The sequence below is a fragment of the Hymenobacter psoromatis genome (genome assembly GCF_020012125.1).
GTDB classification, from domain to species: domain Bacteria; phylum Bacteroidota; class Bacteroidia; order Cytophagales; family Hymenobacteraceae; genus Hymenobacter; species Hymenobacter psoromatis.
On sequence record NZ_JAIFAG010000001.1, the window covers coordinates 805,637 to 818,197 of the forward strand.

Genomic DNA, 12,561 nt, shown 5'->3' on the forward strand with positions numbered 1-12,561 from the left:
AATGCCTTCTATTGAAGCTGTTTAGGAAGTAGGCGGGGCAATTTTGCGCAGTAGTAGTACGGTAAAGGCTAGCCAGTGCAGAGCCAGCCAGTTTTGCAAGCTGGTTTCGTAGCGCACAAGCAGGGCCTTAAAGCCGTCGAGCCAGGCGTTGAGGCGTTCAATGACCAGGCGGCGGCGGTAGAGTTCCGGGTCCAGGGGGGTGTCGTCATCGGTCTGCCAGTCGGCTGAGCGCCGGTTGCGTGGGATGTTGGCTTCGATGCCGCGCCGCGCACAGGCTTGGCGCAAGCTACTGACATCAAAGGCTTTGTCGGCATTCAAAAACAAGCCTTCCAAGCGCAGCTCGGCGGCTTCGAGTAAGTCGCACAACTCGGCAAACACCCGTTCCAACTCGAACGTATCGTGCTGGTTACCGGCCTGGGGCGTGGCCACAGCCAGCGGCAGGCCCTGGTTGTCGGCCAGGAACAGGGCGTTGGTGGTGCGGCCCGCCTTGCGGCCTTGGTAGCCGATAGCGGCCCCGCCATTCTTGGCCAGCGTATGGCTGCCATCGAGTTGGACGCTGGATAAGTCGAGGCGGCGTCGATGCAGGCGCAAGCTGGTGAGCCACAGATTTTTCCAGGCTCCTTGCTTGCCCCAGGCGTTAAAGTGGTAGTACACCCCCTGCCAGCTTAATGGCGGCCCCGTGAACAGGCTTCTGACGGGCAGCCACCGCCACTGGCAGCCAGTTTTGAGCTTGTAGCAGATGGCTCCAACGACCTCGGCCGGGTCAGCAGCCGGCCGCCGGCCACCCGTGCGGGTGGGCAAATGAGGCAGTATCCAGCGGATAATCATATCTTTGGTCAGGACTTCCATGAAGGAGAGAAAGGAGATGGGTCGCACCTCAAATTTCTCGCTTTTGTGGGAGTTTTTGCGTTTTGCTCGCCGCTACCTCCTTCCTAAACAGGTTCATTGTGTAATCTGCGCGTAGTTTCTCTGTAATCTACGTGCAAGTTTTGTGCAGGAAAATTGTAATTGCGTGTACGATGTTGTACCTTTGTAACAACAGTACTCGCCACGCTTCCCTTCAGAACAGCGTACCAGGGCGAGTCTTTTTTTTGCCCTATACCCAATGATATACGGCAAACAGGCGCTCACCATCGCCGACCAAGTAGCGCTGCTTCAAGCCCGTGGGCTGCACGTAGCCGACCCGGCCAGGGCTGCTAAGCAGCTGGAAACCATTAGCTACTACCGGCTAGCGGGCTACTGGTGGCCGATGCAGGACGACAAGGTTAACCATACCTTCAAGCCGGGTAGCGACTTCGATACGGTTATCAGCCTCTACAATTTCGACCGCGAGCTGCGGCTGCTGGTATTCGATACCATTGAGCGTATCGAAATCGCGCTGCGGACTCGGCTCATCTACCTCTTCTCGCTAGGCCACTCGCCGTGGTGGTTTGAAGACCCGGCTCTGTTTAGAAACCTGGGGGCGCACAATCGCAACCTGTTGAAGATTGACGACGAGCTGGACCGCTCTAAAGACTCGTTTATCCAAGACCACTACCAGCGCTACACCACGGATGCCCGCCGGCCGCCGGCCTGGAAAACCTTAGAGGTACTGTCCCTCGGGCTGCTGTCGCGGCTATACGGCAACCTGCTGCCCGCGGTGCCCGAAACGGACCTGGTAGCGCGGCGCTTCCTGGTGTTCAACAAGACCTATTTAGCGCCGTGGCTGCAATGCATTACGGAGGTGCGCAATGTGTGTGCCCACCACTCGCGCCTCTGGAATCGCAACCTGACCACCGTGCCGCGGCTGCTGCCCAAGCCGCCCGCCTTCTTTGTGGTAGCCGCCCCGCGCCAGCCCAATAAGCTCTATACGGCCCTGATTGGCATGAAATACCTGCTCCACAGTATCGACCCGGCCGCCGGCCTGCCGCAGCGCCTGCGCGACCTGCTGGCAAAATACCCCGCCGCTGACCCGGCCGCAATGGGCTTCCCCCAAAACTGGCACCAAGAACCATTATGGCAGAACTAGTAGAACCGCAAGTGAGCCGCTATCCAGCCTATAAGCCGACTGGCGTAGAGTGGATGCCGGAAATCCCGGTAGGGTGGGAGGTTAAGAAGCTGAAGTTTGTAGCAACCATTAACCCAAGCAGAGATAGTTTAAAACTTGACGAAAGTGCTGAAGCAGTAGTCTTTCTGCCGATGGAGGCTGTGGGAGAAGATGGTAGCTTTCGGCAGGATACTTTCAAGGCTTTGGCTGACGTGCAAAGCGGTTACACCTATTTCGAGCAGAACGATGTCTTGTTGGCGAAAATCACGCCCTGCTTCGAGAATGGCAAAGCAACTGTCTTGACGAATTTGGTAACTCCTGTTGGGTTCGGCTCCACTGAGTTTCATGTGATTCGACCGAAGCATGATTTAACCATTTCCCGGTTTCTGTTCTATACGGTAAAGTCAGAGCTGTTTTTGAGATTAGGCGAAGGTGTAATGGTCGGTTCAGCCGGCCAAAAGCGGGTGCCAACTGATTTTCTGACAGAGTTTCCTTTGCCTGTTCCTTCGATTGAAGAACAACGCGCCATTACTGCCTTCCTAGACGACAAAACCGCCCAGCTAGACCAGCTCATCACCCAGAAGCGGCAGATGCTGGAGCTGCTGCGGGAGGAGCGGGCCGCCCTCATCAACCACGCCGTGACCAAAGGCCTGGATGCCGCCGCGCCCCTGCGCGATTCGGGCGTGGAGTGGCTGGGGGAGGTGCCCGCATATTGGGAGGTGAAGCAGTTGAAGCATCTGCTGGTTAATCTGGAGCAAGGGTGGAGCCCGTCGTGTGAGAGTCGGCCAGCCGAACCAGAAGAATGGGGCGTTTTGAAAGTTGGCTGTGTAAATGGGCTGGATTTTGACCCAACAGAAAACAAGGCGCTTCCTTCGGAATTGACTCCACTACCCGAGTACGAAATCAACCCAGGGGATTTCCTGATTTCGAGAGCGAATACCAAAGAGCTAGTTGGCAGCGCCGTGGTAGTCGGAGAAGTAAGACCAAAGCTGCTACTCTGTGATAAGATATTCCGTTTGTTCTTTCGAGAAAACGCTAACAAAGAGTATGTGTTGCTGATAATCAGCTCATGGTATGGCCGTTTTCAGATTCAGTCAGAATCTTCAGGTGCTAGCAGTTCAATGCAGAATATCAGCCAGGAGTTTCTAAAGAACATGCTGATACTATTGCCTAGCCGGCATGAGCAGCAAACCATTGTCGACCACGTTGCGGAGCAGACAAGCCGCATTCTGGAAACTGCCGATACCATCAACCAGGAAATAGCTCTGCTGCAAGAGTACCGCGCCGCCCTCATCGCCGAGGCCGTAACCGGGCAGCTCGATGTGCGGCACTATACCCCGGCGGCGGTTCTTAGGTAACCGTCAGGTAACAAAACGGGGTTTTAGCCTCGCGGCATCGGCCATTGGAGGCTCCTAGGCCACTTTTCTTATGTATGCCTTAGGTAACCGTCATGGGCAGCCGGTTGGCTGCTAGTTTTACGCCTCGCTACCCGTCCTACCCCCATGCCCGCCGCCATCCACACCGAGAAAGCGTTTGAAGAAGCCCTGGAGCACCACCTCACCACGCAGGGCGGCTACGCGGCTGTAGCGGCGGCCACTTACGACGCGGCCACAGCGCTCTTCCCGGCCGAGGTGCTGACATTTATCCAAGCCACGCAGCCCCAAGCCTGGGCTAAGACAGAGAAGGCACACGGCCCGCAGGCCGCCGCCAAGTTCTTGCAGCGGCTGGGCAAGGAACTGGAGCTGCGCGGCCCGCTCGACGTGCTGCGCAACGGCATCACCGACCTGGGCGTGAAGTACCACCTGGCCTATTTCCGGCCCGAAACCGACCTCAACCCCGACACCGAGCGCCTCTACGGCCTTAACCGCCTGGGCCTGACCCGCCAGCTCTACTACAGCCAGCTGAACAAGAAGTCGCTTGACGTGGTGCTGAGCCTCAATGGCATCCCGCTGGCCACGATGGAGCTGAAAAACCCCCTCACCGGCCAGACGGCGGACCACGCCAAAAAGCAATACCAGCACGACCGCGACCCGCTGGAGCTGCTGTTTCAGTTTCGCCGTCGCACCCTGGTCCACTTCGCCGTGGACCCCGACGAGGTGTACATGACCACCCGCCTGGCCGGCCCCAAAACGCGCTTCCTACCCTTCAACCGGGGCCACCACCACGGCGCGGGCAACCCGCCCAACCCGCACGGCTACCGCACCGCCTACCTCTGGGAGGAGGTGCTGAGCCGCACCTCGTTCCTCGACATCGTGGGCCGCTACCTGCACGTGCAAACCGAAAAGGTGAAAACGCCCGATGGGAAAATCCTGGAAAAGCACAGCCTCATTTTCCCGCGCTACCACCAGCTCGATGCCGTGCGCCGCCTCAGCGGGCACGCCCAGCAGCACGGGGCTGGCTACAACTACCTGATTCAGCACTCGGCCGGCAGCGGCAAGAGCAACAGTATTGCCTGGCTGGCTTACCGCCTGAGCTGCCTGCATAACGCGGCCGCCAACCGGGTCTTCGATTCGGTTATCGTCATCACCGACCGCCGCGTGCTCGACCAGCAGCTCCAGGACACCATCTTCCAGTTTGAGCACAAGCAGGGCGTGGTGCAGAAAGTGGAGAAAGACAGCGCCCAGCTGGCCGCCGCCCTGCAAGCCGGCACCAACATCATCATCACCACGCTCCAGAAGTTTCCCTTCGTGGTGGCGAAGGTGGCCGACCTGCCCCAGCGCCGCTACGCCGTGGTAGTAGACGAGGCCCACAGCAGCCAAAGCGGCGAGGGCGTAACCAAGATGAAGCAGGTGCTCACCGGCCGCACCCTGGCGCAAGCCGCCCAGGACGAAGCCGATAGCCCGGCCGAGGACACCGCTGAAGACAATATCCGGCGCGTAATGGAGGCCCGCGGCCAGCAGCCCAACCTGAGCTTTTTCGCCTTCACGGCCACGCCCAAGCCCAAAACGCTCCAGGTATTCGGCCAGCCCAACGCCGAGGGCCAGCATGAGCCGTTCCATCTCTACAGCATGCGCCAGGCCATCGAGGAGGGCTTCATCTTGGACGTGCTGCGCAACTACACCACCTACGATACCTACTACCGCGTCAGCAAGGCCATCACCGACGACCCCGAGTTGAACAAGAAGAAGGCCGCCAGCGCCATTGGCCGCTTCGTGAGCCTGCACCCCCATAACCTGGCCCAGAAAACGGAAGTGATAGTGGAGCACTACCGCCAAGTGGTGCGCCACAAAATCGGTGGCAAGGCCAAGGCGATGGTGGTAACCGGCTCGCGCTTGCACGCCGTGCGCTATAAGCAGGAGTTTGACCGCTACCTCAAGCAGCAGGGCTACACCGACATGAAAACGCTGGTGGCCTTTTCGGGCAAAGTGGTAGACGAGCATGACTTCGAATACACGGAGCCCAAGATGAACGGTGGCATCAGCGAAAAGGCCCTGCCCGAAGCCTTCGCCAGCGACGACTACCAGGTGCTGCTGGTGGCCGACAAGTACCAGACCGGCTTCGACCAGCCCCTGCTGCACACCATGTACGTCGACAAAAAGCTGAGCGGCGTGAAGGCCGTGCAGACCCTCTCGCGTCTCAACCGCACCGCCCCCGGCAAGGAAGACACTTTCGTGCTCGACTTCGCCAACGACCTCGATACCATCCTGGAGTCCTTCCAGCCCTACTACGAGGCCACCTACCTGCGCGAAAGCCCCGACCCCAACCTGCTCTACGACCTCAAGGCCCGCCTGGATCAGCGCAACGTTATCTACACCGAAGAGGTAGAGGCGTTTGGCCAGGTGTTCTTCAAATCAGCCAACGCCCTCACGCCCACCGACCAGGGCAAGCTCAACAGCTTCCTCGACCCCGCCGTGCAGCGCTACAAGTACCTGGTCGATGCCGAGGTCAAGGACGATTTCAAGCACACGCTCACCAGCTTCGTGCGCCTCTACGCCTACCTCTCGCAGGTGATGCCCTTCACCGATGCCGACCTGGAAAAGCTGTTCGCCTACGGCCGCCTGCTCCTCACCAAGCTGCCCCCCAGCCGCGACGCCGACAGCTTCGTGCTCAACGACGAAGTAGCCCTGGAGTACTACCGCCTGCAAAAAGTCGGCACCACCCACCTGGCCCCCGAGAAAGACCAGAACGGCCAGCTCGACCCCGCCAGCGAAGCCGGCCTGCGCCACGCTAAGGAGGAGAAGGACCGCCTATCCGCCATCATCCACGTCCTGAACGAGCGCTTCGGCACCGAGTTCGACGCGACCGACCGTCTCCTCTTCGACCAGATAGAACAAGACCTGGTGGCCAACCCCATGCTCAGCAAGCAGGCCCAGCAAAACACCCTCGAAAACTTCAAATTCGGTTTCGACGACAACTTCTGGCAGCAAGTGCTGGAGCGCCGCGACCAGAACGAGGAGATGTTCAACCGCCTCTTCGCCGACAAGGACTTCGGCGGCATGGTACAGGAGTGGATGCTCAAGCGCGTATACGAGACGTTGCGGCGGGGTGGGGAGGCATAGTGGGGTAGCTATAACTCCTTCTCATCCCAGCTAGGTGGGTATCCCACCCACTCCCGCAGTAGCACATCTGCTAAGTCAAGCCCTTGCTCATCTACTGCCTTCTTTTCCAGCAAATCAGATACCTGAATGGTAAAGCCCAATTTGCTCAAGGCAGCCGCTTTGGCCTGCCAGTGGTTGTAGCCGCCAACATCGGGCCACAACACGATGCGACGCCCCCGTAGTGGTTCAAGCCGTTCGGCAGTTAGATTACCTAATCCCAAAGTAGCCATCCAGATGAATTGCGGAAAATATACGCTCGCAATAATCATTGCCTTAGGACTTTCCACTATTGCTATCGGATAGGAGGCAGGGGCTGTGGCTAACTGAAACAGCCCATACAAATGAGCACAGTTGCCTTTGCTACTATTATATTCAATCAACCAGTCTGGCAAAGCACTTTTGCTGTTTCGCAGACGGTGAGTCATCGCCGTATGCACCCATCTGGTACGACGTTCAGGAGCCTTAACAGTGCGGCCGCTTTCATCAAATTGTACTACCTGGCCAGCGCGTACGCGCCCGCGCTCATCTATCAGCCAGAACACACAAGCATCAGGCCAGTACCTGGATGTGCCCACGTGAAACTTGCGCAGCAATTCCTGCTCCGTATCGCAGCCAAAATGTTGTTGTAGTAGCTTAGCAAACGCGTTATCCTCATACCTACGCATCGACTGTTGATAAACGGACTGTGGTATGCACACAGTCTTGATGGGGGCCGGTCGCACATGGCGAGGAATTGATGGAATGCCGGGCGAGCGCGATTTGCCGAGCTTTCGTTCCAGATATAATTGTGTGGCAAAGCTGATGCCGCTTGCTCCGATATGGTATGGACTCACGAAATAGTTGCAACTCACTTTGTGGTTGCACTTGCCATAGCGCTCAGGCTGTAGTTCTCCTGTGTGGGTATCCACGTAGCGCGAGTAGCAGTGTGGCCGCTCGCAGCCCGGGCAAATACCATGTGATTTGCGCCCAGTGTAAGGCACGAATTCGTAGCGGTATCGTTTCATAGGTGTGGAAAAAAGATGTTTTTAGACCAGCACTTTTAGCACTTTCGACACTGAAACAAGCTTGGCAGCCACCATCCAAAAGTGTCAGAAGTGCTAAAGGTGCTGGCCCAAAAAGATTGGTTTTTCAGATAGTCCGAGCTAGGAATAGTACTTTGCCACTATTACGTCGGCTCTCCACTATGCCGGCCGCCTCGTGTAAGCGATTCACAAATTTGCCGCGAGCTACGGGGTAGCGGTGGCCATAATCAAGGCAGAACTGTCGATAATCTTGGTAAACGTCTTGCGTTGGTTTGGATAGATCAGGGCTGGCCACATACTCGCGTTCCTCTAAAAACAAGCGGACTGTGTCAGACTGTAGTTTGTACAGGTCCAGCTCTTGGCGAGCTGCTTCACAATCAGTAAACCCCTGCTGTGCTAGCAGCCGGCGCAGGCCTTCCAGTATCCATACGAACACACCAGCCAACTCTTCCTTGATGATTTTGGTAGCCAGTGTTTTATCCTGCTCAGCTTCAGGAATTGTCACACTGAACGGTATTATTAGAAAGCGCCGAAAAAAAGCATGCGTGTGCTCGATTTCCTTGGGTAGCTCATTCGTGTTAAAGATGAGCTTCGCGTAATCATGTAGTATAAACGGTTGACCATAAAGTAGCCTAGCTTCTATAGGTTCTCCTGAGACCAACTGTTTAAAGGTGTCAGCTTCCAATCCACGACTCAACTCACTGGCATAATTCACGAGTTTAGTAGCTAAACTTGCGCGATAAGCTGGTTCTTTACTAAGTGAGTTAAGGGAGTAATGACTAACGTTTTCCTCTCCTAATAAGGCTGTTACGACCTCAAAAAATACCGATTTGCCATTAGCTCCGCCACCGTGTAGCAGCAGTACTTTTTCCAACTTCAGCTTGGACGAGCCTACGAATAGGTAGCCTAGATACTCAGCCAATACCTGCTGACTAGATATGTCAGGAACTACTCTATCGAGAAATGATTTCCATCGCGGAGCTGTAGCTTCGGGAGAATAAGCAAAGGATAGTTGGTGCGTAAGAAAGTCAGCAGCCGCAAATGGTCGTAGTGACTGTTTCTTATCACTAATTTCATAAGTACCATTAAGCAAGTTAATTAGCACCGTTGAACGACTCCTGCGCGAAGGCGTAGGTACTGTTGCGGTATCCAGAAACTGCTTGTAGAGATGTTCGCCGAAGCCATAATACCTGGCATTCAGAACAGAAACCCCCAAGCGCTCCGCAACTTCTTTCAAAAACGTGCGCAGGCTCGCTTGCTCAAGATGCTGCCAGTACGCTCCATTATAGCTGTATAGAAAGCCCTGGCGTCTGCACAAGCCCCAATTGTTTCTTTGAGCAAGCGTCAACATCTCCTGAATTACCAGAACAACGTAGTGTTGAGTCTGTATCTTGTCCTTCTCATCATCAAGTTTGGCTAACACACGAAAGTCAACTGCTTGCACTTGCTCCAACAGGTTCCTCAAAACCTCATCGTGCGGCACTGCGGCAGGTTTATCAGATAAGCGGTCAACTTCTGCAAATAGTGCGGGTAGGGACAGCAGAGAGTTGGTTTGTCCTGAGTTAGAAGCTAAATTTTGATGATGTATGTGATTGATAGCGTATTCAGGACGTGGTATTCCGTTAAGCATGACGTGTATGTGCATTATATAGTGTGAGAAGTATTTTGGAATTAAAAGGCAATAAAGTACCGAGCTGGATTTACCAGCAAAGTGTAAAACCCTGAAAATAAATGTGTAACTATGCGGCGTCGCCTAGATACCGGCGTACAGCGGCCTCTGTTATTCTGTAATTCTTGGCACCTACGCACGTAAAGTGGATGTGCCCATCGCGAAGTAGTTGATAAGCAGTACGTTCTGAGCAAGCAAGGCGTAGTGTTAGTAGCCCGCCGTATAGCCTTGAAGGGTCAGCTTTACCGTGTAAGCGATAGATAGCAGAGAGTGCAAGTTGTTCTGCTTCAGCAGATAACCTAACTCGTTGCTCATTTTCGAGGATGCGCGCTGTCATCGCTGGGTCTTCAAAAATTATTGTACCAGTGGCTAAGTCAAAGCGTACCATAGTTCAGACAGCCCTGATAGATGCTAAAATTCTCGCAGTGTCTACAGCACCAGACTCTTGCGCCATTTTGATTGCTTCCTGAACAATTGGATTGCTAGGCTTTGCAGCTTTAAGGGCTTGACTAACAGCTTGGCGTGTTATGCCGAGTTTTTGTGCAATAAGAGTCATGCCACCGTGCGGTACAATATGTCGGATATTTGCAGTGTTCACTTTCATAGTACTTATCTTTGCTTGACATGTCAAAGATAGTAAAGCATTGTAAAGTGGTGCAAGTTTGTATAAAGTAAAAGCAAGTGTTATTCTTGCCGACTTTATAAGCGTTTGATTTTCAATGATAAAATTTTAAATGTGAGGTCGAAAACTGCCATAGGAGAGGAAATATATCGTCTCAGACGCCAGCTAAGCTGGACTCAAGGCGAACTTGCCAGTAAAGTGGGTATATCTAGAGCGGCTATATCACAGTTCGAACTAGGCGACACATTACCGTCTGCCGAAACTGAAGCCAAACTTTCATTAATTCTTGAATATGATTTAAGCGATATTTGGGAAGGTAGTCAAGGGGCGAGATATATAGAAAGTACTTATAAAGATGTTTACGGAAGTATGTCAATGTTTCCGATAGAATCTTACGATTATTTGAGCACATTAGCACAAAAGCGTGATGTTTCATCGGAGCCGCTTTTTATATTACCTAATAAACTTATTGATGTACCGGTGTTAAAGTTGCCAGGTGTAGACTACTTTAATGGATTTGTTATTGAAATAAAAGGTAACAGTATGCGTCCAAGCTACCCTCATGGTTCTCGTTACTTTATGACCCCAGTTGATTTTGTTTCTGATGATGAAATAAGATTTACGAGAGGAGTGCATTTGTTTATTCTAGAAGATAGAGAACCTTTTATTCGACGAGTTATTTCCACATCTGGTAGCGTAATTACTTTGAAATCAGATGATTGTAGTGATAGAATGGAATTTGGGATTGATGATTTAAAACAGAGGGTAGCGTCGGGTATCTGCTTGATATATAAGCTTGGCCAAGGCGTGCATATGCCAATTGAGGAATGAAAATATGGAATTCATTTTTCGGCAGCGGCTTGACCGCCCCGATAAGCAGGGCCGGGCGGTAGTATTCGGTGACCTACATTGGGCCGGCGGCCACCGCTGGAAAATGCCCACGGGTGTCAAGGTGCTACCCGCTCACTGGCAGCCCACCAAGACCAAACGCATCCATACGGGGGCCGATAATTCTATCCAACTCAACTTGCGCCTCACCCGATTGCTAGCCGCCGTGCAGGGTGTCTTTACTGCCGCCGAGGGCGCGGGCAAGCCCGAGGCCGATGTGACGCAGGCTGAATTGGAAGCAGCTGTGCTGGCTGTGGGTGCCGGTACGCAGCGCCGGGTCAAGCTGCCCGCGCCCACAGCACCTGACCCCACCACGGCTGCCGGCGGTCCCGTGCCGCCCACCGCCACCTGGGCCGAGTTCGAGAAGCGTTGGCGTGCCGAGAATGAACAGACTCTAAGCGAGAGCTACTTGCGAGCCGCCAAGCAGGTCGTGACCGGGCTAGGCGAGTTCGACCCTACCCTACGGCTGGCTAGCCTCACGAAAGAACGACTAGCTCAGTACGTGGCTTGGTTATACACCCAGAGCAAGCGCGATTCCACCGTACAGCGGCACTACAAGTTTCTGCGAGAATGCTATCGCCTAGCTGAACTGCCGCAGCCGCGTTGGCTGGGCAAGTTTACGGCGCGCTACGGCCGCTCGCCCACGCTGCGCCAGGCCGAGGTGCGGGCGCTGCTCACGGCTGAACTGCCGGCTGACCTAGCACAGGAGCGCGACGCTTTTCTGCTGCAACTGCTGCTCTTGCTGCGCGACGTGGACTTGCGCGCCCTCAAGCCGCACCACGTGGGCGCGCATGACCTACCCACCTATGGCCCTACGCTGTGCGTCGAGCTTTACCAGCAGAAAACGGGTGAGCCGGTGCTAATTCCGTTGCCGCCCACGGCCGCGGCTATTTGGCAGCGTTGCGAGGGGCAGCTGCACCTGCCCACCCAGCAGGAGCGCAACCGCCGGCTGAAGCTGTTGGGCCAGGCCGTGGGGCTGAACCGGGAGTTCGTAGAGGTCGGCTTCTCTGGTAAGACGCGCACCGAGCAGGTGCAGCCGCTCTGGCAGGTCATCACTACTCACACCGCCCGTCACACAGGCGCGGCGCTATTGGTGCTGGGCAGCGAAGGTGACCAAACACTGAAAGAGATTGCCCTAGGCCACGTGTCAGCCAGTGTCTACGGCTACGATACGCTGGAGCGGTATGGCCCGCGGCTGCTCGAAGCCTGGGAGGTGGCGCTGGGCCCCTGGCCTGTGCATTCAGCCACGGCGACGTAGCCCAAACCAATTACGATGCGGGTGATGACCTCTACTACAATAATCCCAAGTTAATGGCAATGAGAGTCAATAGTGGTAACACCAGCCGTAGCGGTGAAAATGCCTCGGCAAGCAAAAGCCCCCGACCTTATTAGTCGAGGGGTTCACTCTTTCTTAAAAAACCTCAGTCGGAATAACCTTCTTATTGGCTCCACTGAAGAACGCAGCGACTTTCTGGAAGGCTTGCTCTGCGGTGTAAGCTTCTGCAGTTTCGGTTAAAAAATGCTTATCTCTGAAAGGAACCGGCGTTGTCGCTAATAAGCAAGAGTCGCGCTCAGGATTATATAGCATATAGAGCGGCATGGCATAGTAATCCTTTGTGCCATCGAGCGCATCGTGCCTGTATAGCTGAATGTCTGCGCCACTTTCAAACCCTGCAATGCGGCGCTCAGTACCTTCAAAAACCGCCTCGTCGGCTCGTTCCTTCGCGGGATTGTCGACTAGATGAAAAGAGGCTGCAATGAGTTGTGGGAATGTTATCATAAGTCAAACATAAGTG

The 12,561-nt window shown here is 54.7% G+C and carries 11 protein-coding genes; 5 read left to right on the top strand and 6 right to left on the bottom strand.

Annotated features, from left to right (window positions below; translation table 11 throughout):
* Positions 1–21: 21 nt before the first annotated feature.
* Positions 22–849: an IS5 family transposase gene (locus LC531_RS03415; RefSeq protein WP_223648922.1), complete on the bottom strand. Its 828-nt coding sequence runs from the start codon at positions 847–849 to the stop codon at positions 22–24.
* A gap of 256 nt (positions 850–1,105) precedes the next feature.
* Here LC531_RS03415 and LC531_RS03420 point away from each other — a divergent pair, with 256 nt between their 5' ends.
* From LC531_RS03420 to LC531_RS03430, 3 genes are all read left to right on the top strand, one after another.
* The gene (locus LC531_RS03420) at positions 1,106–2,008 is read left to right on the top strand and encodes an Abi family protein (RefSeq protein ID WP_223648923.1); all 903 of its coding nucleotides are present in this window, start codon (positions 1,106–1,108) and stop codon (positions 2,006–2,008) included.
* Positions 1,996–3,384, top strand: coding sequence for a restriction endonuclease subunit S (locus LC531_RS03425; RefSeq protein ID WP_223648924.1), 1,389 nt, complete (start codon positions 1,996–1,998; stop codon positions 3,382–3,384). Before LC531_RS03420 ends, LC531_RS03425 begins: the two co-directional genes overlap by 13 nt.
* 144 nt (positions 3,385–3,528) lie before the next feature.
* Positions 3,529–6,525 carry a type I restriction endonuclease subunit R gene (locus LC531_RS03430; RefSeq protein ID WP_223648925.1) on the top strand — a complete coding sequence of 999 codons (2,997 nt, stop codon included), beginning with the start codon at positions 3,529–3,531 and terminating at the stop codon, positions 6,523–6,525.
* A gap of 8 nt (positions 6,526–6,533) precedes the next feature.
* Here the strand turns inward: LC531_RS03430 and LC531_RS03435 are convergent, their stop codons facing one another.
* From LC531_RS03435 to LC531_RS03450, 4 genes are all read right to left on the bottom strand, one after another.
* Entirely contained in the window at positions 6,534–7,568 is a 1,035-nt protein-coding gene (locus LC531_RS03435; RefSeq protein ID WP_223648926.1) for a DUF6371 domain-containing protein, read from the bottom strand.
* 124 nt (positions 7,569–7,692) lie between these two features.
* Complete coding sequence (locus tag LC531_RS03440; RefSeq protein ID WP_223648927.1) at positions 7,693–9,231, bottom strand: DNA primase family protein; 1,539 nt, start codon at positions 9,229–9,231, stop codon at positions 7,693–7,695.
* Between the two features lie 94 nt (positions 9,232–9,325).
* Complete coding sequence (locus LC531_RS22970) at positions 9,326–9,643, bottom strand: excisionase family DNA-binding protein (RefSeq protein WP_418886490.1); 318 nt, start codon at positions 9,641–9,643, stop codon at positions 9,326–9,328.
* A 3-nt stretch (positions 9,644–9,646) separates the two neighbouring features.
* Entirely contained in the window at positions 9,647–9,859 is a 213-nt protein-coding gene (locus LC531_RS03450) for a hypothetical protein (RefSeq protein ID WP_223648928.1), read from the bottom strand.
* A 105-nt stretch (positions 9,860–9,964) separates the two neighbouring features.
* On the opposite strand from LC531_RS03450, the gene LC531_RS03455 reads away from it, so the two are divergent.
* Both LC531_RS03455 and LC531_RS03460 read left to right on the top strand, forming a co-directional pair.
* Positions 9,965–10,708: an XRE family transcriptional regulator gene (locus LC531_RS03455; protein ID WP_223648929.1), complete on the top strand. Its 744-nt coding sequence runs from the start codon at positions 9,965–9,967 to the stop codon at positions 10,706–10,708.
* A 4-nt stretch (positions 10,709–10,712) separates the two neighbouring features.
* Positions 10,713–12,023 carry a site-specific integrase gene (locus LC531_RS03460; protein WP_223648930.1) on the top strand — a complete coding sequence of 437 codons (1,311 nt, stop codon included), beginning with the start codon at positions 10,713–10,715 and terminating at the stop codon, positions 12,021–12,023.
* A gap of 153 nt (positions 12,024–12,176) precedes the next feature.
* On the opposite strand, the gene LC531_RS03465 is transcribed toward LC531_RS03460, so the two are convergent.
* The gene (locus LC531_RS03465; protein WP_223648931.1) at positions 12,177–12,545 is read right to left on the bottom strand and encodes a hypothetical protein; all 369 of its coding nucleotides are present in this window, start codon (positions 12,543–12,545) and stop codon (positions 12,177–12,179) included.
* Between the last annotated feature and the right edge of the window lie 16 nt (positions 12,546–12,561).

What these genes read in the sequence shown, in the direction of transcription:
- LC531_RS03450 (WP_223648928.1), bottom strand. Translation starts at nt 9,859, where the DNA reads ATGAAAGTGAACACTGCAAATATCCGACATATTGTACCGCACGGTGGC.
- LC531_RS03465 (WP_223648931.1), bottom strand. Translation starts at nt 12,545, where the DNA reads ATGATAACATTCCCACAACTCATTGCAGCCTCTTTTCATCTAGTCGAC.
- LC531_RS03425 (WP_223648924.1), top strand. Translation starts at nt 1,996, where the DNA reads ATGGCAGAACTAGTAGAACCGCAAGTGAGCCGCTATCCAGCCTATAAG.
- LC531_RS03430 (WP_223648925.1), top strand. Translation starts at nt 3,529, where the DNA reads ATGCCCGCCGCCATCCACACCGAGAAAGCGTTTGAAGAAGCCCTGGAG.
- LC531_RS22970 (WP_418886490.1), bottom strand. Translation starts at nt 9,643, where the DNA reads ATGGTACGCTTTGACTTAGCCACTGGTACAATAATTTTTGAAGACCCA.
- LC531_RS03415 (WP_223648922.1), bottom strand. Translation starts at nt 849, where the DNA reads ATGGAAGTCCTGACCAAAGATATGATTATCCGCTGGATACTGCCTCAT.
- LC531_RS03435 (WP_223648926.1), bottom strand. Translation starts at nt 7,568, where the DNA reads ATGAAACGATACCGCTACGAATTCGTGCCTTACACTGGGCGCAAATCA.
- LC531_RS03460 (WP_223648930.1), top strand. Translation starts at nt 10,713, where the DNA reads ATGGAATTCATTTTTCGGCAGCGGCTTGACCGCCCCGATAAGCAGGGC.
- LC531_RS03420 (WP_223648923.1), top strand. Translation starts at nt 1,106, where the DNA reads ATGATATACGGCAAACAGGCGCTCACCATCGCCGACCAAGTAGCGCTG.
- LC531_RS03440 (WP_223648927.1), bottom strand. Translation starts at nt 9,231, where the DNA reads ATGCACATACACGTCATGCTTAACGGAATACCACGTCCTGAATACGCT.